The sequence below is a fragment of the Scytonema hofmannii PCC 7110 genome, from assembly GCF_000346485.2.
GTDB classification, from domain to species: Bacteria; Cyanobacteriota; Cyanobacteriia; order Cyanobacteriales; family Nostocaceae; genus Scytonema; species Scytonema hofmannii.
This window is the reverse complement of record NZ_KQ976354.1, coordinates 3533387-3554067: the sequence shown is the minus strand read 5'-3', so window position 1 is coordinate 3554067 and position 20681 is coordinate 3533387. Positions and strand designations below refer to the sequence as shown.

The 20681-nt window shown below is 42.4% G+C and carries 15 protein-coding genes; 6 read left to right on the top strand and 9 right to left on the bottom strand.

The features are described from left to right. The first annotated feature begins 158 nt into the window (after window positions 1–158). On the top strand, window positions 159–1235 hold the full coding sequence (gene acsF, locus WA1_RS15120) for a magnesium-protoporphyrin IX monomethyl ester (oxidative) cyclase (RefSeq protein ID WP_017742590.1): 1077 nt from the start codon (window positions 159–161) through the stop codon (window positions 1233–1235). An 84-nt stretch (window positions 1236–1319) separates the two neighbouring features. Here acsF and WA1_RS54990 read toward each other — a convergent pair whose 3' ends face one another. Continuing rightward, window positions 1320–1670 (bottom strand): hypothetical protein, encoded by a 351-nt coding sequence (locus WA1_RS54990; RefSeq protein WP_148662693.1) that lies wholly within the window; start codon window positions 1668–1670, stop codon window positions 1320–1322. 557 nt (window positions 1671–2227) lie between these two features. Between WA1_RS54990 and WA1_RS15115 the strand changes: the two genes are divergently transcribed. After that, window positions 2228–4975 carry a two-partner secretion domain-containing protein gene (locus WA1_RS15115; RefSeq protein ID WP_017742588.1) on the top strand — a complete coding sequence of 916 codons (2748 nt, stop codon included), beginning with the start codon at window positions 2228–2230 and terminating at the stop codon, window positions 4973–4975. 10 nt (window positions 4976–4985) lie between these two features. Here the strand turns inward: WA1_RS15115 and WA1_RS15110 are convergent, their stop codons facing one another. Continuing rightward, complete coding sequence (locus WA1_RS15110) at window positions 4986–5708, bottom strand: tetratricopeptide repeat protein (protein ID WP_026134559.1); 723 nt, start codon at window positions 5706–5708, stop codon at window positions 4986–4988. 46 nt (window positions 5709–5754) lie between these two features. Further along, window positions 5755–5877: a hypothetical protein gene (locus tag WA1_RS59805; protein ID WP_272819142.1), complete on the bottom strand. Its 123-nt coding sequence runs from the start codon at window positions 5875–5877 to the stop codon at window positions 5755–5757. Between the two features lie 446 nt (window positions 5878–6323). Here WA1_RS59805 and WA1_RS15105 point away from each other — a divergent pair, with 446 nt between their 5' ends. Continuing rightward, a complete protein-coding gene (locus WA1_RS15105) occupies window positions 6324–6788 on the top strand; it encodes a hypothetical protein (protein ID WP_017742586.1) in 465 nt (154 codons plus the stop codon). Window positions 6789–6866: 78 nt separating this feature from the next. On the opposite strand, the gene WA1_RS15100 is transcribed toward WA1_RS15105, so the two are convergent. The 5 genes from WA1_RS15100 to ebsA all read right to left on the bottom strand — a co-directional run bounded on the left by WA1_RS15100 (window position 6867) and on the right by ebsA (window position 10209). Further along, window positions 6867–7358 carry a YajQ family cyclic di-GMP-binding protein gene (locus tag WA1_RS15100; protein ID WP_017742585.1) on the bottom strand — a complete coding sequence of 164 codons (492 nt, stop codon included), beginning with the start codon at window positions 7356–7358 and terminating at the stop codon, window positions 6867–6869. Window positions 7359–7467: 109 nt separating this feature from the next. Then, window positions 7468–7866 carry an MAPEG family protein gene (locus WA1_RS15095; protein ID WP_017742584.1) on the bottom strand — a complete coding sequence of 133 codons (399 nt, stop codon included), beginning with the start codon at window positions 7864–7866 and terminating at the stop codon, window positions 7468–7470. 94 nt (window positions 7867–7960) lie between these two features. Beyond that, window positions 7961–8464 (bottom strand): hypothetical protein, encoded by a 504-nt coding sequence (locus tag WA1_RS15090; protein WP_026134558.1) that lies wholly within the window; start codon window positions 8462–8464, stop codon window positions 7961–7963. A gap of 153 nt (window positions 8465–8617) precedes the next feature. Beyond that, window positions 8618–9712, bottom strand: coding sequence for a phosphotransacetylase family protein (locus WA1_RS15085; protein WP_017742582.1), 1095 nt, complete (start codon window positions 9710–9712; stop codon window positions 8618–8620). Between the two features lie 119 nt (window positions 9713–9831). Next, window positions 9832–10209, bottom strand: a complete 378-nt coding sequence (gene ebsA, locus WA1_RS15080) for a type IV pilus biogenesis protein EbsA (protein ID WP_017742581.1) — start codon at window positions 10207–10209, stop codon at window positions 9832–9834. 341 nt (window positions 10210–10550) lie between these two features. On the opposite strand from ebsA, the gene WA1_RS15075 reads away from it, so the two are divergent. Beyond that, the gene (locus WA1_RS15075) at window positions 10551–11999 is read left to right on the top strand and encodes a glycosyltransferase family 2 protein (RefSeq protein ID WP_066612887.1); all 1449 of its coding nucleotides are present in this window, start codon (window positions 10551–10553) and stop codon (window positions 11997–11999) included. Window positions 12000–12016: 17 nt separating this feature from the next. On the opposite strand, the gene dnaX is transcribed toward WA1_RS15075, so the two are convergent. Further along, complete coding sequence (dnaX, locus tag WA1_RS15070) at window positions 12017–15277, bottom strand: DNA polymerase III subunit gamma/tau (protein ID WP_066612884.1); 3261 nt, start codon at window positions 15275–15277, stop codon at window positions 12017–12019. A gap of 521 nt (window positions 15278–15798) precedes the next feature. Here dnaX and WA1_RS15065 point away from each other — a divergent pair. Both WA1_RS15065 and WA1_RS15060 read left to right on the top strand, forming a co-directional pair. Further along, a complete protein-coding gene (locus WA1_RS15065) occupies window positions 15799–16491 on the top strand; it encodes a hypothetical protein (protein ID WP_017742579.1) in 693 nt (230 codons plus the stop codon). 290 nt (window positions 16492–16781) lie between these two features. Further along, window positions 16782–20579: a CHAT domain-containing protein gene (locus tag WA1_RS15060; protein WP_017742578.1), complete on the top strand. Its 3798-nt coding sequence runs from the start codon at window positions 16782–16784 to the stop codon at window positions 20577–20579. The last annotated feature ends 102 nt before the right edge of the window (window positions 20580–20681 follow it).

Genomic DNA, 20681 nt, shown 5'->3' with positions numbered 1-20681 from the left:
GTTGCAAGTCTTAACGTTTTAGGCGTCTGTTATTACCCCTAGCCTTGGTAGACTGAACTATACAAATAAAATACTGTCGTCTGTCAAAGTATGTGAGAGTACTTCTCATTACTGTGCCAGAAACCACGGAATAATAAGACATTCATGGCAATCAGGACATGGTAGATTCCCTAAAAAAACCAGGCTTTGAAGAAATACGGCCAGGGATTAAAGTCCCAGCCCAGGAAACCCTGCTGACCCCCCGATTCTACACAACTGACTTTGATGAGATGTCACGGATGGACATTTCCGTCAACGAAGATGAGTTGCGAGCCATCTTAGAAGAGTTTCGTGCGGACTACAACCGCCATCACTTTGTTCGGGATTCCGAGTTTGAACAATCCTGGGATCGTATTGATGGGGAAACTCGTCGGTTGTTCGTTGAATTTTTGGAACGTTCCTGTACAGCAGAATTTTCTGGATTTTTGCTTTACAAAGAACTCGGTCGTCGTTTAAAGGATAAAAGCCCCGTTTTGGCAGAATGCTTTAATCTCATGTCTCGGGATGAAGCACGTCATGCTGGCTTCCTCAACAAAGCACTGTCAGATTTTAATCTGTCACTAGATTTAGGGTTTTTAACTAAGAGCCGCAAGTACACTTTCTTTAAACCAAAATTTATCTTCTACGCCACCTATCTTTCAGAAAAGATTGGTTATTGGCGGTATATCACAATTTACCGTCACTTAGAAGCGCACCCAGAAGACCGGATTTATCCGATTTTCCGTTGGTTTGAGAACTGGTGTCAAGATGAAAATCGTCACGGTGATTTCTTTGATGCCATCATGAAATCTCAGCCACAAATGCTGAACGATTGGAAGGCGCGGTTATGGTGTCGGTTCTTCCTGCTATCAGTCTTTGCCACTATGTATCTAAATGATGTGCAGCGCAAAGACTTTTATGCGTCAATTGGTTTAGATGCACGGGAATATGATAAGTACGTCATTGAAAAAACCAATGAAACAGCAGGGCGAGTCTTCCCCGTCATGCTGGATGTTGAGAATCCGGAGTTCTACGAGCGTTTGGAAGTTTGTGTCAAGAACAACGAGAAGTTGAGCGCGATCGCTAACTCCAACACTCCCAAATTCTTGCAGTTCTTCCAAAAGCTACCCTATTACGTTTCAAACGCTTGGCAAATCTTGCGGTTGTACTTCACCAAACCAATAGATGCTGAAGCAACTCGATATGTTGTGCGGTAGATGTAGTCAATAAAAAAGAGAGGCGTTACTTATAACGTCTCTCTTTTTTATGTGATGCTATCTAATGATTCTAGAGAGTTTTGTTTAATTTGAAAACGGTGTCCTATTGTTCCGATGGCGATGCATTTTTCTGGCTTCTGATTTTTCTTTTGCCTTGCTCAAACCAACCGCTACAAGATAGGTCATTTCTGCTGCTATTTGATACGCTGAGTGAATATTTGCTTTTTCTTGCTCGCTCATCAGAACCTCGCAAAGAGTACAGAAATCCGGGACGACTCGTCCAGAAACAAAGATGATTCTTAAGATTTGCAGTCCGAATTCCTTGTTAGTCGTTCGTCTTTGGTTACAAAATAAGAATATAGTGAAGAGCGATCGCTCGACTTCATCCAACTGGGTCATCCGATCGGGTGATATTGAACAATTTTTATGTATCAATTACTACTCTCACGCATCACCTCTAAGTAGGGTGGGCAATACCCACCATTTAATTTTCGCGAGCAATACCTACTATTTTATACATACTATACGCAGCTAGTGACAGCTATAGACTACAATTTCTTCTCAACGAGGTATTTAAAATGGATATCATCAATTTGTAGTTTTCACTTCGGGGTTTTCGCTTGCTTCCTATAAAAAACTAAAAGCACTCAGAGAAAACTCTGAGTGCGGAAGCTTGAGGTTGAATCTCGTGATGTTTTTACTTTAAATCATTCACTAGGCTTTGACAGTTAGAAAAGGTCATAAAAAGTATGATTGTTTGTCTAAGTATTTTTACTGAATGATTGCGTCTAGGTAAGGCTTTCTCAATCCAAAATCTAAAATCCAAAATCTAAAATGGTATTGTCTTTAAGTTTTGTAAAAAAATAACGGATTATACTGAAAATATATGCAATCTATTAAAGAAGTTTGTTAAAAGTAACTTTAACTACCAGTAATTAAGAGACGTGTAGCAAAATTGTTATTCAGTCACTGCTGTTTCTGTGACAAACACAATGTCCAAAAAAAGTAAGCATCAAGAGTACTTGAGCTTTTTTACAAAAGTGGGAACAATTGGCTTGTCTACGTACTCATTAAGTACAACTTGTGCTCCTGCTCAAGAACTCAAGCCCGTGCCAGATAATACCTTAGGTGCTGAAAGTTCTACAGTCACGCAGATCGACTCCCAAACCCATAGAATTGAAGGCGGAGCAACTCGCGGAGCCAATCTATTTCACAGCTTTTCACAATTTCATATTGGTGAAGGACAACAAGTCTACTTTGCTAACCCATCCGGTATTGAGAACATTTTGAGTCGAGTCACAGGGATTGACGCCTCCAAAATTTTTGGGAAGCTTGGTGTTGAAGGTAATGCCAACTTGTTTATTATGAATCCCAACGGAATTATTTTTGGTAAAAATGCCAGTTTAGATGTTGGAGGTTCATTTGTTGCAACAACTGCAAATGCCATTAAATTTGGCGAGCGCGGTTTTTTCAGTGCTTCCAATCCCGATCATCCGCCGTTACTTACAGTCAATCCATCAGCCTTTCTATTCAATCAAATAAATCCTGCACCAATAGTCGTCGATCGCTCAGTCGGAACGACACCAGTAACAATTACCACTCAGGATGCTACTGAAGCAATTGCACCACTATCATTAACAGATCTATCATATTTTTCTTCAGTCATAACACCAATAGAACTGATAGTACTATCACCAGTTACTAAACCACCCGTCGCACCACCACCATCCATAGCACCACCACCAAAGATACCTGAATCGAATTCAACTGGTTTGCGTGCTGCAGATGGTAAGAGTTTGTTATTCATTGGTGGGAGCATCATTTTGGATGGTGGATCTCTCAGTGCTCCTGGTGGAAGAGTCGAATTGGGTGGATTGGCAGAAGCAGGGACTGTAGGGTTAAATATGAACGGAGACCTGCTAAACTTAAGTTTTCCAAAAAGTGTAGCACAAGCTAATGTAGCCCTCAGCAATTTCTCTAGTATAGATGTCCGCGCTTCCAACGGCGGGAGTATCGCTATTAACGCGCAATCGCTCAAAATATCAGATAGCCGTCTCAATGCTGGTATTGCCCAAGGGTTGGGGACAAACTACAGCCAAGCTGGAAATCTTATACTCAATGCTACAGATGAGATCGAGATATCTAGAAGCTCCATCTCCAACGCGGTGGAATCTGAAGCAGTAGGCAATAGTGGTAGTATTTTTATCAAAGCGAAATCCCTGCTCCTCAGCAATGGTACTGAAGTCGTTGCCAGTACATTTGGAAAAGGAGATGCAGGAAATATCTATATTTGGGTAGGTGACTTTATATCGATTGTTAATCCCAGTCCTTCTTCATCTCTTGAAGACAAGACTTCAGCACCCAGTAAAGTCGCGATCGCAAGACTTGGGGATAGTACTGGCATCTTCAGCACGGTAGAAAAAGGCGCTGTTGGGAATGCAGGCGATCTTGAAATTTATTCGCGCACTCTTTCTTTGTCTGATGGAGCAGAGATTCAATCCCTAACTCGTGGAAATGGGAAAGCAGGTAATATTCGCGTCAATGCTTCAGACTCTGTGAATCTTTCCGGCTTTTCTACAAAAGGATTCTCCAGTGGGTTAATAAGTTCCACCGAACAAGGAGCAACCGGACAAGGCGGTGATATTACTGTAACTACAAATGCTTTACGTATATCCAATGGAGCAGTTCTCAGTGCGAGAACGAGGAGTGGAAAAAGTGGCGGTAATATCACTGTTAACATCGGTACTCTTAAGTTAACAGACGGCGGACAAATTTTAACCAGTAGTTTTAGTAGTGGCAGTGCAGGTAACATAACTATAAATGCCACGGATAGCGTCCATATTTCTGAAAGCGATCGTACTTTCGATGCTCGACGCCAACAATTTGGTGGTGAGACAGTTGATAACGATGGTTCTAACAGTGGTTTATTTGCCCGTGTTCGAGGTGAAGCAACTGCAAATGCAGGCAAAGTAGAAGTGAATGCTCGCTCTATCCATCTTGATAATCAAGGTACTATCTCAACGGAAACAAACTCAGGTGAAGGTGGAAACATCACTCTCACAGCCAGAGATATTTTATTACGTAATAGCAGCATAACTGCCACTGCTGGCACTGCCCAAGCTGATGGGAATGGAGGCAATATAAATATTAACACAGAGACCTTAGTTTCTTTAGAGAACAGTCATATTACTGCCAATGCGGCTAAAGGGAGAGGAGGTAATATAAGCATCAATACTCAGGGAATCTTGCTATCTCCTGAGAGTGACATTACCGCCAGTTCTGAATTTGGTATAGATGGTGTCGTTGAAATTAATACTCCTGAAATTGACCCTAATCGTGGGTTCACCAAGTTACCACAAGCTCCACCACCAGATACTCAAGTAGCCCAAGCTTGTGAGGATGATACAGATGGACAGCAGAGTGAATTTGTGATTACCGGACGTGGAGGAATTTCACCCAGCCCTTATCAGATGTTGGCATCTGATGATGTGCAGGTGGGGTGGGTGTCACTTTCAAACCCAGAGATAAATGTAGTTTCTACTCAAAAACCCAGGAATACTAATCAATTTAAAATTCAAAATTCAAAGTTCAAAAGTGAAAATATCTCCCCGTCACCCAGTCACATTGTGGAAGCGCAAGGATGGGTTGTCGATCGGAATGGTAAAGTCACTCTCGTTGCTCAACCACCCAAGGCAAATCCTCATGGTTCATGGCAAAACACTGCTTCTTGTCACTCTTAGTAGGTGAGAACTACCATCTTAAGTACTGCGGGTGCAACAACTCATCCAACCAATTTTCAACTTGTAAGCGCAAGCGGAAGCTTGGTTCTCCTTTTTTTGAACCACAAGAAGGTAGATAAGTTAAAGCTCGACGGTAATCAGCGATCGCGCAATTCCAATCGCCCCAGAGATGATATGTTCTGCCTCTCTCTGCTATAATATGTCCTTCTAATTCACCAAAAAGTAGAGCCGCCTCAAAATCTTCTACTGCTTCTTCATATTGCCCCAAGTCGCGGAAGGTAATACCTCGGTTAATCCATGCTCTCACATGACCCGGATTTAAATCCAACGCCCGATCGTAATCCTCTAGTGCTGCTTCTAATTCTCCACAAGCGGCATAATAATTGGCTCGGTTATTGTAAGCACTTGCCAATTTAGGATTGAGTTCTAACGCTGTATTGTAATCACAAAAAGCTTTTTCCGTTTCACCACTTTGAAAATAAATCAGCCCTCGGTTGTTGTAATCAACAGCATTCAGAGGATGGCGCTCGATCAACTGATTCAACAACTCAATTGCTGCAATGTACTGTCCTTGTTGAGCCATTGTCAGAGCACGAGAGCGCAAGTAGCCATCTCCTACAGCGGATTCGTCTCTACCGTTAGCCTCTTGCTGTCGTGGTGCGTTTATATTTAGTGCAAATGGGAGGAGGTGATTTTGCTGGTCACCAGAAGCTAAAAATGAGTGACTGTTCATAGTTTCCTGCCTGAGCTGCTTGCTCTCTGAGATCAACTTATAGGTTTCACCGTTGTTGTGGTTTTGCCCCTGTGTCACTTGTTAAGGTGTCTGCGAGTACTTGGGCGCAAGCATCCAAGCCGGACTTGAGTTGTCCTAACAAGTGAGAATTTATGCTTAGAGGAGCCATATGGCTCTTGGGGTTCTCCACCAGATCGAAGCACCTTACATAATTGATGCTTCAATCTAATAATGGATACTTCATCCCCAAGTTCAATTCCAGATACAGCAGTTATCAATCCACTAGATTATTCAAGTAGAGGGAGCTTCAACTTGATAAAATGACCAATGGAGTTAGGGAATAGGGAGTAGGGCGTAGGGAGTAGAGAGTAGAGATAAGGGGTTAGAAATTACCTGCTTCCTACTCCCCATTCCCCATTCCCCACTCCCTACTCCCTAGTTCAGTGCTTTGATAGTACAGAGGTCTGACTGATAAAGAATGAGTAGGATTGCGGAAATTACGAAGGACTCATTACTCAGAACTCCGGACTTTCACAGAAATTTGGGTAGTTCCGCACCTGAAAAGCTTGAATTAAACCTTCTTGTAAACTTTGTAAAGTTTTGACAAAATTTGTTATGGCAACAGTAATTTTCTCTTCCAATGCACCCGACCTAACGGCAGATGACTACATCGTCATCGGTTTAGCAACCTGTTTTGTAAAAGAAGACGGAGAAGTTCATCAAGTCGATATTGTAGAACCAATTCCCTCTGCTTCCCTAGAAACGCTCTTTAAAGGTATTAATACCTCATATAAGCTTGCTTATGCTACCACTTTAGGCAGCTTAGTGGATGGGGAGAAGCTTAAAATTCCCTCTGAATTTCCTGAATCTGCCCAACTTGGTCATGATTTTATGGAACGGGCGATCGCAGCTGCTCGTACCTACAAGCGTCGCGAAGTAGCAAAAACTCTGATTCCTCTAGGTAAAACCTATAAAGATTTTCAATACTCTACTGACCGCAAACGAGTATTAAATGCGTCAAGAAACGTCACCAAAGAAGACAACATTAAACAGCATCCCAATACCCACAAAGTTCTTTAAGTGGTTAGTGGTTAGTGGTTAGTAGTTAGTAGTTAGTGGTTAGTAGAACAACTAACTACCAACAACCAACAACTAACCCTACCGATAATTTGTAAATTGCAGAGCAACGGGAAAATCTTCTTCCCGCAACCTTTGAATCACAGCTTGCAAATCATCTTTACTTTTAGCTGTAACACGTACAGCATCTCCTTGAATTGATGCTTGGATTTTTTTGAATTCATCACGAATAAGCTTGGAAATTTGCTTGGCATTTTCCTGACTGATGCCCTTTTTTAGGGTAATTTCTTGACGCACGCGATTACCACTAGCAGAGTCAACTTTGCCAAAATCAAATATTTTTTGTGAGAGATTGCGTTTAGCAGCTTTATCTCGCAGTATGCCGTGTATTGCTTCCAACGTAAACTCACTATCAGTATTAACGGTAATCCTGTCTTCTCCTAATTCAACAGTTGTTTGAGTATCTTTAAGGTCGTAACGACCTTTAATCTCGCGCACAGTTTGATCGACTGCATTGACCAATTCTTGTCTGTCAAAGTCGCTGACAATATCAAAGGAAAAGGTAGAAGCCATAGGAAATTTTTAAATTGCTACTCGTTAATGGTTAGTAGTTAGTGGTTAATTGTTCTACTAACTACTCACTGGTCACTGGTCACTGGTCACTGGTCACTGGTCACTGTACTTATTTGTTAGTTACTTCCATTATACTGAAGGCCATGAGAGTGGCAGACCCAAGAGAGCCAACGACAAACATAAGGGATCTCAAAATGGGAACATTAAAAATATAAAAAGCTGAGTATAGCAATCTAGCTACAATAAAGGTGACAGCAGCGCCTGCTGCTATGGGAGAATTCACACCTGTTACGTATGCCATTAATGCGGCTGCCGTGAAAATCATAAACGCTTCAAACGAGTTTTGGTGCGCCCAAGTTGCTCTTTGAGCTAGTGGTGGTAGTTTATCAAACATAGCGCGAGGCGCGGATATATCATATCCAACTTGCATGCGACCATAACCTACCACTAAAAATGGCACGTAAATGAGAACGGCAGCTGCCGCAATAGAGTACAAAAAAATAGTCATTAGTTATCGATCGTGAGTCATTGGTCATTAGTCATGAGTCATTGGTCATTAGTCCAACACAAAGCACAAAGGACAAAGGACAAATGACTCATGACTAATCAAAGTAGAATAGGGTTACTAGTTTTCTTTGTTCTTCTGCATCCTTACAAGTTTGCAGTAGAGTTCGACTGTCGTGAAATGCAAAGCAGATGAGTTGCTGACAACGGGAGACAATCTCCTTGTTACACAGATAACTCGCTTCTGCAAGAGACAGATGATTATTGGTAGGATTTTCAACCAGATGCATCACCTGTTCGAGTTGCTGACGTGATTCTAAGGGTTGGCGTTCTAAGCTTTGAGGTAGAATCACCGTTAACAAATTGGGATCAGCCCGCATTGCTCCCTTAATAGCAGCTGAATTGGTACCAGTAGCACCAGAAGTTATGAGCCGATTGCCCGTCAGAACTAAGGCATAGCTCATCATTTCAATAAGATTCTGATGGGTAATCGGGACATGACGAGATCCCAGCAACGCGATTCTTTTGGAACCTGTTTGCTGGATTGTCGCCAGTTCTAGCGCTAATGTATCGACGTTAATAAGGTCTATTGACTGGCTCAAAGATGGACAAATAGTAGATTAAACGACCAAGATATTTTAGCAGACACAGGGCGTTTTCGGATGAATATCTAGATTGGGTATTGGGCATTGGGCATTTCCCCATTCCCCATTCCCTATTCCCTACTCCCTACTCCCTACTCCCTATTCCCCAATTTACTGTAGTGCTGCTGCTGGATTAAAATCCAGTAGGGAAAGCAAACGATCGATGTCAAAATGCTCTGCCATAAAATGGCGAATACACTGAACTTTGATTGGTTCGTGAAGGCGCACATTACCAAAGGCGCGATTAATAATTTCCACGGTGGTGAGGGTATCCAAGTCAACGGATAAAATTGGGATTTCTAATTCTTCAGCGCGGCTGAGAATGAAGGAAGGAGGTGGTAGCTGTCCGGTAAGAATGAGGCAATGGGTGGAAGTTTCTAAAGCAGCTTGTTGAATTTCCACGCGATCGCCCCCTGTCACAACTGCCATATTCCGGCGCATATTAAAATACTTTACGGCAGCATTGACATTCATCGCGCCGATAGCAAGGCTTTCTACCATTAAATCCAAGCGATCGCTACAGCACAAAACTTCTGCGTTTAACTGCTTTGCCAGTTCGTGTACGCTCACACTGCGTAATAAATCACTTTTTGGCAACAGACCCAGTACGGGAATACTTTGTTGTTCCAAAAAAGAGCGCATGGTAGTGTTAGCGGTGGACAGATGTTCTGTAGGAATATCGTTAATGACAACACCAATCAAGCGATCGCCGATCAGCTGCTTGGCAGAGATTAATGGTTCAACGGAAAGTAGCGACTTATAACGAGCTACTAACAGGACAGATGCATTTACGACTTCTGCTACTTGTAGCAAGGACAAATTAAACAAACTCCCTTCGTCCAAATTTCCCGGTCCTTCGAGTAACACCAAATCGCCGAGTTGCATCCGCGAATATTGCTGCTCCAAAGATTTTTGATAATCAGTTTGGTCTAACCCTTGCAAGCACTTTTGCACGGTAATTTCATCTAAGTTCAGCATGGTAGGCGCAATCCGGTTTTCCGGTAAATTAAGGCTAGTTGTAATGAACTGAACATCTTCTTCAACCAAACTGTCCAAGGACTTGTTCCAACACGTCCCTAATGGTTTACCGTAAGCAATATCAAGCCCTTTTTGCTGAAGTTGATGAGATAAACCAAGAATTGTTGCAGATTTACCGCAGTAAGCCTCTGTAGATCCAATCAACAAATATTTAGTGAACTTTGGCACTCATGCACTCCTAGTTTCAAACGTTAATTAGCTTTCAGCACTCTTGCATTCTGCCACATCCTTTGCGGAAGTGCCTTGAACATAAGGGTCAGGGGTCAGGGGTCAGGGGTTAGGGGCTTTCAATCTTCTATACGCAGCAACTTCCGGTAGAAGGTTTGGGAAAAATCTGTCGTGCGGTGGCGTTTACAGTTTTCTAAAAGTTCGATTAAAAAAACAATAAACTCGAAGCTTGCCATCATCACTTCGTAGCTCAATTCGGCATTACCGTCAAACTGGACTCGACAGCGAGTCAAGTCTGATGGCAAAGTAGCAACATTCCAAGTCGCAACAAAGGGAATATTGTCACTGCCTTCTATCTTGCGGTGACCTTCCAAAACACCCTTTTGGTAGAGACCAATTGCAAAGGGCAAGAAATTACGCTTGTTATTACCTTGAATGTAAGGCAGGTAAACACTTGCTTGTTGTTGAGTGGCGGGCTGGAGTTGATCGATAGACATACTCTGAATATTCCTAATGTTAAGTTGACAACTAGATACATTAACGGCTGTCAATAGTATTCCCAAAAATCAGTGACCAGTGACCAGTGACCAGTGTTAAAATGGGACAATTCTACGAGATTTACCGTCAGCACCCCGCACGCTTCGTAACGGGGCGTCTCCCAAGGGGAGACGCCAAGGGCGGACGTACCTTAGAATTTTAATGAGTTTTTAAAAGATTGAAAAATACCACCAATCTCAAGGTAAGCTCAATGTATGTAGAGGTTGCACATTTTGGTGTTACTTGATGCCCAACTTCTTGACGGGTGTAAATAAATACTGTTGCTTAAACCAAGTTACCTATGCCAGCGAATCCCTGGCCCGAAAACGATCCTTATAAAGAACTCGATCCCCTTGACTCCTCGGAAGATTTGAGCGGCGATTTGCGCTATTCAAACTTCTCCTTGCTTACTGACCTATCAGTATCAGAAGAGTCAGAGGAGGAGACATCGCGTTCTATGTCTCTTCCATCCCGGTTTCGAGGTCGCAGACGCAAAGCTGCTCTGGTTTTGACAATAGTCTGGAGTGGTACGATCGCCCTGCATTTAGTTTCTTGGGGTACTTTGTTTGTATTGGGATTGACGACAATCTTAGGCATTCATACCCTAGTAGCAGTATTTGCTAGACCCAAAAAACATTTGGAAGAAATGCAAGGGGATTGGCCTTTAGTCTCTGTTTTAGTAGCAGCTAAAAATGAAGAAGCGGTTATAGACCGATTAGTCAAAAACCTTTGTAGTTTAGAATATCCAGAAGAACGTTACGAAGTCTGGATTATTGACGATAACAGTACTGACAAAACACCCAATGTACTCGCAGTCTTATCTCAAGAGTACCAAAAACTGAAGGTTTTGCGGCGAGAACCAGATGCGGGTGGAGGCAAATCGGGTGCCTTAAATCAGGTTTTACCTCTGACCAAGGGGGAAATTGTGGCAGTGTTTGATGCGGATGCCCAAGTGTCATCAGACCTACTACTGCGCGTCATACCTTTATTTCAAAAAGAAAATCTAGGTGCGGTACAGGTAAGAAAAGTTATTGCCAATGCCGCAGAGAATTTCTGGACAAAAGGTCAAGCAGCAGAAATGGCACTTGATGCTCATATGCAGCAGCAAAGAATTGCTACGGGTGGCATTGGTGAATTGCGGGGAAACGGTCAATTTGTTCGGAGAGAAGCCCTACTGCGTTGTGGCGGGGGGGGTGAGGAAACAATTACCGATGACTTAGATTTGACGTTTCGCTTGCATCTTGATGACTGGAACATTGAGTGCGTTTTCAATCCAACGGTAGAAGAAGAGGGTGTCACAAATGCGATCGCACTTTGGCATCAACGCAATCGTTGGGCAGAAGGTGGATACCAACGGTATTTGGATTATTGGGATCTCATTCTCAAAAACCGTATGGGGACTCGTAAAACCTGGGATTTATTGATGTATATGCTGTTACAGTACATCTTACCTACAGCCGCAGTACCAGATTTATTGATGGCAATAGTACGACATCGTCCACCAATTTTAAGCCCCGTAACAGGCTTAACAGTAACGATGTCAATAACAGGAATGTTTGCGGGTTTAAGGCGCATACGTAAAGACAAGGAGTTTAAAATTTCTACAACTCTTCTACTAATGCTTCAGACCCTACGCGGGACATTGTATATGTTCCATTGGCTAGTAGTCATGAGTACTGCCACTGCCCGCATGTCAGTACGACCAAAGCGTTTGAAATGGGTGAAAACGGTACATCAAGGGAAGAGTTAGTGACCAGTGACCAATTCCTAAAACTCATCATCAGTTTCTGATTCATCATCCCAATTAGATGAAGTGCCAGAATCGCGTAATTCAGTATCATCTGTCAATCGAATAACTTCTCCATCAAAAAATTGAGCTAATCGTTGAGCAGCAATTGCTCCTTCGTCAGTTTCCCAATTTGTTGTAGGAATTGCGGGTGGATTTGGCGTTTGAGGTGGAGCCGTATTTTGTGATGTTTTAGTATTTGTCACCGATTCCGTTTTTGGAGTCGGTGTTTTGTTTGGTTGAATGGTTTCGGGGGGTGGCGCACTCGGTGCAGAAGGGGTGGGTAAAGGAGGTGCAGGAGTGGGGTGTGCTTCGTGACTGATAGGGGGACGAGGGGATGCCGTTGACTTCTTTTGAGTCGAGGAAGTTTGAGAGGAAGTAGAAGTTGAGGAAGTTGCTAGCTCTAGGTTAACTTGAATATCTGTATTAAAAGTTACTTTAAATGCTGCTGCAATTTTAGGCTGATCTGCTTGCATTTTTTTATACCATGCCTGTTTAATTGCAACACGTGCCAAACTTCCATCAAATTCAATTAAATGGCACATTTGACGCAAGATCTCTCTTCTTGAAATGGGTTGAAGATTCGCAAGAACTTGCTGCCAAACTTGATTGAGGTCATACCCTGTCTCTCCTGCTGTTTGAGGTTCATAGGAAGAGGGAGGGGGAGATGGGGGGAGTGAGGGAGTGGGGGACGCAGGGGGCGGAGGGGAGAGTGAGGGAGTGGGGGAAGGGGGGAGGGAGGGGGAGTGAGGGAGTGAGGGAGGGGGGGAGATTGGAGGCGATGCAGGGGGTGGGGTTGTAATTCTGGCGGTGGGAGTGTATAATTTGCCATTTTGCTGAGGTGTTTGTTGAGTTCCAAGATTTGCTGAGGGTAACAGTCCCAATAATGTTATCTCTAACCACAAACGTGGCTGGGTGGTGTTTTTTAGTTGTGCTTCAGTGGTTCGCAACAGTTGTTGTCCTGCCAAAATTGTTCCTATTTCAAATTCTTGGGCGAAATCAATCAGTGCTTCCCAAGTTTGAGGGGTACAAGTCACTAGATCGTCACGATTTGGTGCTGTTTTGGCAATCAGTAAATCTCGGTAAAATGCGGCAAAGTTTTGGAGAACAATTAACGGTTCTCGACCTCGATCTAAAATTTTACGTATATAATCTAGAACGGCTTCGGGGTTGTTAGATGCGATCGCATTCAGTAAATACAGCAAATCCCATTCACTCACTGAACCGACCAAATCCCAAACTCGTTCTGGGGTGATTTCACCAGTTAACAAGCTTAACTGATCGAGGAGACTTTCTGCGTCCCGAAGCCCTCCTTGAGAAATTTGAGCTATTAAAGTGACAGATTCTGGAGAAATATTAATTTTTTCTTGATAGGCGATATGACTTAAATGCTTTTCCATCGCCTCTAAATTGATTCTCCGAAAGTCAAACCGTTGACATCGGGAAATGATTGTTGGTAGTACCCGTTGCGGGTCAGTTGTTGCGAGGACAAAGACAACATATTTAGGTGGTTCTTCTAGAGTCTTCAGTAACGCATTAAACGCTTGCGTACTGAGCATATGGCAGTTATGAACGGTCAATCCATTAGCTATGAAGTTGTGATTGTCGGCCACTTCTATGTCATAAACGCGCTCAACCCCAGCGAGGCGGACATATTTGACCGTTTCCAAACTTGTAATCCATTGCTGGAATAGAATACTGTTTGAGGTCTGCCAACTATTTTCTACTAGTGTCTGCGCCCATCCATATGTAGTGGTATGTTTTACCTGTACTGCTCCTGTTGTAAAACTTTGTTTTTGTTGGGTAGCCCATTTCTGTAAGCCAACTGGCAAGAATTTGATTTTCTTTGGGAGAAAATCCCTCTGTATGCAATTGAATCTGTGGGTATCCTTCTGGGCTGATGCTAAGGGAACCGTCATCACAAAACCACCAAGCAAGCCCTTCTGAAGAAATTTGCTTGAGCCACTCTGTTGAGACAAGTTTTTTATCCCCATTAGGTTTAACGGTGTCAAAAACGTCTTTGAGTTGGGGATGGCAGAACGTGTTGCAGGTGACTGATTGAGTTCCGTATCCTTGGTTAGGTGTAAATCGTAGCTTTGGTCGTAGTACTTGAAGGCGATGGGCTTTATATTCCAACCATTCTTGTTGCTTTTGAGCGTGAGTCCAAGCCAATCTGGGAAATCGGCTGTTTTTATTTGGGTAAGTGATGGAGCAATCGCCAAGGAGTGTTCCGTAAATAAGTCCGAGCGTTTCTGATGACAAAACTTCAGCCTCAGCAAGGAAATGTTCCGTTCTAAGTTCCCAAATCCCGTGTCCCTTTTTGTATGGGTGTCTGTGCCAATGGGACTGTATACTAACAAGTCCTTTACCTTTTGTTTGTAAAAAGGCGGGAATATCAAGCTTTTTTCCACATCCACAGCCACAGAAGGGACGTAGTAATTCAGCTTGTTTAAGGATGGATTCCAGGTCGTATGATTTTTGCCCGTACTTATTTCCCTTAAATTGGTGTCCACTGGCAAATCGGCGTATACGTCCATCCGTTCCAAATTTGTAAATGAGAGTACCGCATCCACATTCACAGGGGATAGTATCTTCATTCCTTCTTTTACGTCTCTTGCTGCTACCCATCCTTGGTCAGTCCTAATTAAGTGATTGCCAGTGCATCTAATTTCACTCTTTGTTGTTTTTATAACTAACGTTTGGCGTTCACCCCGATCTAACCACCTGAGAACTTTCTTAAATTCCCAGTTTCCTAATGATTCGTTGTAACTTAGAACCTGCTTGCCTTTGATGTTGCGATCCCCAATTCTAACATAACCCTCACTAGTTAAAACTAAAGAATCTCCAGTTAAACATTCATCGATCGAATAAACCTTATAGCGGCACTGAACTGGAGCGAATTGTGCCTTTTCTATCATATCTCTGACATTTTCGACACCAGTGTTACTGGCAGCGTCGATTTCAATTACGTCCAAAGAGTAACCTTTGGTGATGCCTTGACAAACATCGCAGACCCCGCAAGGTTCGGCTGTAGGTTTGTCACTTTTGAGACAATTGAGAGATTTTGCTAAAATACGGGCGCTAGAAGTTTTTCCAGTACCTCTAGGACCAGTAAACAAGTAAGCAGGGGCAATTTTAGCTGCACGAATGGCGTTGGTAAGGGTGGTGGTGATTGCTTCTTGCCCTACCAATTCAGCAAAACTCTTTGGGCGATACTTATGGTGAAGCGGTTCGTAGGACATGAATTTGCAATGTCTGTGTCTTGTTTGTGATGAAGACGAATAACACCCAATAGAGTTTGGGATGGACAAATTTATTTACAGCACCACTTTATCCCGCACTCTCAATGGAGATTGGTTCGTGACGCCGTCACAACATTTTAAATGTATAAACTCAAGTTAGGACACAAAAGTTTTACTTATATTAGTACAATTATACCAGATTATTGTGAAACAGAAAAGAAAAAACCTGTAAATCTTTTTCATTAGATAACAACACTAGGAAAGGTTTGATGTGTGGAGTATGTTGAGCAGAAGGTTGTTAAGCAATTGTCAATTTTCTTTTCTCTACCCCCTACCCCCTACTCCCTACTCCCTACCCCCTAGTTGGCAAATGGGCATTGAGTAAATGGAAGAGTGGTTATTAAATGAGATATCGTTATTAAACGAGTCAGCGTAAGGAGTTCAGTTCATAAATGCGTAGCTGCTTTCTCCATACATCGCTACAATCTTAGGGTAACCACCAACACTTATGGGTGCGGGAGATGTTCAATCGGCTAGTTCAATTCCTCAAAAAGTTATTTCAACGCTTATTTGGCGGGAGACACACACCAGCCGAAGTAGAGACTCATGCTCAACAACAGCCACCTCCACCCCTAACAGATACAGACTTGGAATTTCTCTTTACTCAGCTAATTGAAGGTGTCCATCAAGCACGAGGGCAAGTGTGGGCGCAGAAATGGCTGCATAATATTGAACACCGGGTTTCAACTGAACGTTGGGTGGAGTGGTTACAACGCTTTGGGGAGAAATTGCTGGCATCATCTTCACCTAACAACGAATTGGCTTCCCGAATGATACAACTAGGAGAGTTAGAAGTTGGAGCCGTTGGAGATGCTGCTTATGATATTGGCATGAAGTTGTTAACGCGCAACTCCGGCGAGCCAATATGGGAATATGACGGATTTGATGCGGTTAGCCAAGATTTTGCAGGATCTACTCAAACCTTAAGCGAACAAGAGGAAGTTTCTGAGGAAGGAGAAAATTTACCTGAAGGTGAATATCAATCTGTTACGCTAGACCAACTACTAGAAATGTTACAACAGGATGAAAATCTACGCCAACAAATTGCCCAGCAATTAGGAACTCAAACAGACGATCCAGAGATTCTTATCCAAGAACTATTAAATCAATTTCAGGCATCGGGTCAATCTAATCCAAATCAAGCAGAAGCATAATTTCATACCAAACCTCCTGGCAGCAACTGATGCATTATCCGACAGAGAGCAACACCAATATCGTACAAAAACAACATAATTGTTGCTTTCTTAACAAGAATTATGCCCTTAATGACGTAATGTTGTATGCTCGTGGTGGTGCTGTAACTGGAAGTATTAGACTGCTAATACTGGTTAGCACGCAAAAAAAACACTAAAAATTTATGGAAGTTCAATGATTTTTCACTTAACTCAAAACTCTGTTAACACCGCTATAAGTTTATAATGAACAACATCCAAGAGTCCCCGAAATGCTCAAGTGGCTAATAAGATGGTTTAACAAAATTTTCAAATATCCCTTTGGAGAAAAGCAGATTCGTTCTACTCAACCAACAGGGGAGAGGACAGTACTGCAACCACTACCCGAACTTACTGATACGGATTTGGAATTTTTGTTTACCCAGCTTCTAGAAGGTGTCTATCAAGCAAGAGGACAGCAATGGGCGATCAAGTATCTCCAAAGGATGGAAAATCGGATTTCTCTAGAACGCTGGATAGATTGGCTGTTGGACTTCGGAGAGCGGCTTTTAACCTCGAGCGCACCAAACAATCAGGTAGCAGAACGGATGGTGCAACTCGGAGAACTTGGGATTGGCACAATTGGAGAGCTTTCTTACGATATTGGAATACGGGTATTAACACGCAACTTGGGGAATCCGTACTGGAATACGGATAGACAAGATACCGAAACTGCGATCGCCACAGCTCGTCTGACTCCTATAGAAGAATTCCTACACAATTCGCAAGAAAAACATTTAGACAATAATTCTACACAACACGCGGAAACAAGAATCCCGGTAGATACATCAAATTTTACACAGCAAAAACCAACAAGCAATGTAAATGATTTGGTGTGGGAGTTCACCAGACCGGATACAAAAATTACAACTACTAATTATCAAGCTATCCCCAACGTTGGGGAACAAGCATGGTTGGAGCAAAACCAACAAGCAGCTTCGATAGAGAAATCAGAAGACGATTCTTCGCAGCCAACTGTAGCGGTGACGCTGGATGAGTTGTTGGTAAGGTTGGAGCAAAGTACAGGTTTAGTACAGCAACTGGCTACCGATCTGGGAATTCAGTCCACTGAATCATCAGTTAATACAAATTTACAGAACGAACAATTGTATTTAACTGAGGAACGCGCACAAGCATTGTTTTACCAGGGTCTGGCTGCAGCCAAAGCGGGCAATTTATCAGAAGCAATTACATATTACAACCAGGCGATTGAAATTAACCCGACCTCCCATGAATATTGGTTTAACAGGGGGTTGACTCTTTTTTACCTAGAATATTTTACTGAAGCACTCGCATCTTATGATCGCGCCATCGCATTGAAACCGGACTTTTATAAATGCTGGTACTACCGAGGTGGAATTTTCGGTGAGATAGGACAATATGAGGATGCCATCGCTTGCTTCGACAAAGCTATAGAAATTAAGTTCGATTATCCTGAAGCTTGGTCGAGCCGAGGCGCTGCATTGCTAAAGTTAGGATATCAAACAGAAGCCGTTGCAAGTTTCGATCAAGCCCTAATGTTGCAGCCAGAAGACCAAGGACATTGGTATTATCGAGGAATTGCACTCGCTCAAGGGGAACGAAGAAATGATGCGATCGCTTCTTACGATAGAGCTATAGAAATTCAACCAGATTTTTATGAAGCTTGGTACAACAGGGGTATAGAACTGTCTAATTTAGAGCGATATCAAGATGCAGTTGCCAGTTTAGAGCAAGCAACTGTCATTCAACCAGATTTTTATGATGCATGGTATGCCTTAGGAAGTGCATGGGAAAAATTAGGGGAAAAAGAACAAGCAATTGTATCTTATGACCAAGCAGCAGAACTGAAACCCGATGCATACGAAGTTTGGATAGACAGAGGAGTCGTCCTAGCAAGTATAGGAAACTGGGATGAAGCTATTTCATCTTGGGAACAAGCCCTAGAAATTAAACCCGACTTTTACTTGGCTTGGTTTAACCGTGCTGTCGCTTTGGAAAACTTGGAACTCCGTGAAGATGCCATAGCATCCTATGATAAGGCTGTAGAAATTAACCCCAGCTTTTATCTGGCTTGGTATAACCGCGCTGGCGCACTATTTTATATAAGCAAATTTGAAGAAGCGATCGCCTCCTACGATCGTGCGTTAGAAATCAAAATTGATTATTGGGAAGCTTGGATTGGTCGTGGTGCAGCTGCGGGAAGTGCAGTACATAATGATTCTCACACAATTGCCACTAACATAGCAGAAGCAAATCCTTCTTTGTACGCACGTGGATATGAAGGGAAATTAGCAAGCTATCAAGAAGGGCTGAAATATGTTTTACAATACACCCATGCCGAAGGCTGGGGTAGACTACATTTAGCACTGGGTAACGCTTATTATGAGAAAGGGCGAAGAGATACCGTACCCCGTTCTGACTGGCAAGAAGCTATTATTGAGTACGATCGCTCCCTAAAAACCTTAACAGCAGATGATTTTCCTCAATTGCATTTAGAAGTTGTGCAAAACATAGTTAAAACATACATAGCACTAGAACAACCATCTGAAGCACAAGAATTTAATCAATACGCTATAGCTTTACTACAAGAATTTTTAAATGAACCGACTCGTTCAGATGATAATAAAAAACAGCTAGGTCTTAGAAATGTAGGTTTTTGGCAATTGGCAATTGATATAGCTATACAGTTTGGTGAGATTGCACAAGCCCTAGAACTTGCAGAATACCACAAAAATGCTTGTATAACTTGGCTTATTTCTGGCTGGAAAGATGACATTGTTTCACCGACTTACCGTTCGATTCACGACCTTCTCAACTCAACAACTGCTATTATTTACTGGCATATTAGCCCTTGTACCCTACGAACTTTTATCATTAAATATAAATCCCCAGAGCCAATACCCGTTTTTACACCCATACTCAATATAGAGGCGACTGAAGAAATGCCTTTACCCGAAGCAATAAAACGTTTAGTTGAGTTTGAGGATTGGTTGGAAGATTGGAATCAACACGAGCGTGCATATCGTCATTCAAATCCTGATGCACGCAATGAAAGCCATCACTCTTGGCTTGCGAGTATGGAACAGAGATTATTAAAACTAAAAAGCATCCTAAACATCTCTGCAGTTATTGATGAATTGGAAGACATTACCCATCTTATACTCATTCCTCATCGCGACTTACACAGATTTCCCCTTCATGCTCTTTTTCAGATTTATTCTCCTTTAGAAAAGTTTCAACAGCCAACACAAGCTAATTTTACACTAACATATTTGCCCAGCGTACAAGTAGGATTGTCTTTGAAATCCCAACCTCTATGGCGGGTTCAAAATCTACCAATCTTAAGCGTTGAAAATTCAGATAGCACAAATCATTTTGCCCTCGCATTTGCCAAGCTTGAATCGGAAGCGATCGGTCAAATGTTTCATTGGTGCAAACGCATTCAAGGTTCGCAAGCGACTAAAAAACAAGTAGAAAAAGCCTTAACAGGTGATTATAATATATTTCATTTTACTGGGTATGTCACCGATAATTTCAGTCAGCCTCAAGAGTCAGAATTCTTCTTAGCAGGTGAAGACAGGTTAACGATAGAAGAAATTTGTCAAAAAAATATTGCAAAATATAATTTGTTGACCCTTTCTGCTTGTGAAATAGCAATGACTGGGAATTCAATGATTACGACTGAGTATGTGGGTTTAGTCAGTACTTTGTTAAACCAGGGAGTTGATTATGTAGTCAGCACTCTTTGGACTGTAGAATCATCAGCCAGTGCTTTAGTGATGATCGAGTTTTATCGAAGACTCATGCGGGATTTACCAGTCGCAACGGCATTATTAGAAGCAACACAATGGCTTAGAAATGTGACAGCTGGAGAACTGAAAAAGTGGTATGAAGAAACACTGAATACATTGGATCGGGAAGGAACTACAATTAGAGCAAATTTAGCAACTGAGTTATATAGAAGCGGTAAATTGCCACCCGATAGTAAGCTTTACGAGCACCCCTTCTACTGGGCTGCATTTACAATATCAGGTAAGTTTTATTCTTAGGACTGCCAAATAAAAAAATGTCCCAAAATTTCTTGTGGTGCGGGCGTCCCCGCCCGCCAGGAATGTAGAATGTGAGGTAGTACCGAGTTGAAAAAAATAACA

Coding starts and splice junctions, on each gene's coding strand:
- WA1_RS15115 (WP_017742588.1), top strand. CDS start 2,228: ATGTCCAAAAAAAGTAAGCATCAAGAGTACTTGAGCTTTTTTACAAAA.
- WA1_RS59805 (WP_272819142.1), bottom strand. CDS start 5,877: ATGGCTCCTCTAAGCATAAATTCTCACTTGTTAGGACAACTCAAGTCC.
- WA1_RS15095 (WP_017742584.1), bottom strand. CDS start 7,866: ATGACTATTTTTTTGTACTCTATTGCGGCAGCTGCCGTTCTCATTTAC.
- ebsA (WP_017742581.1), bottom strand. CDS start 10,209: ATGTCTATCGATCAACTCCAGCCCGCCACTCAACAACAAGCAAGTGTT.
- dnaX (WP_066612884.1), bottom strand. CDS start 15,277: ATGTCCTACGAACCGCTTCACCATAAGTATCGCCCAAAGAGTTTTGCT.
- WA1_RS15075 (WP_066612887.1), top strand. CDS start 10,551: ATGCCAGCGAATCCCTGGCCCGAAAACGATCCTTATAAAGAACTCGAT.
- acsF (WP_017742590.1), top strand. CDS start 159: ATGGTAGATTCCCTAAAAAAACCAGGCTTTGAAGAAATACGGCCAGGG.
- WA1_RS15105 (WP_017742586.1), top strand. CDS start 6,324: ATGGCAACAGTAATTTTCTCTTCCAATGCACCCGACCTAACGGCAGAT.
- WA1_RS15100 (WP_017742585.1), bottom strand. CDS start 7,358: ATGGCTTCTACCTTTTCCTTTGATATTGTCAGCGACTTTGACAGACAA.
- WA1_RS15065 (WP_017742579.1), top strand. CDS start 15,799: ATGTTCAATCGGCTAGTTCAATTCCTCAAAAAGTTATTTCAACGCTTA.
- WA1_RS15060 (WP_017742578.1), top strand. CDS start 16,782: ATGCTCAAGTGGCTAATAAGATGGTTTAACAAAATTTTCAAATATCCC.
- WA1_RS15110 (WP_026134559.1), bottom strand. CDS start 5,708: ATGAACAGTCACTCATTTTTAGCTTCTGGTGACCAGCAAAATCACCTC.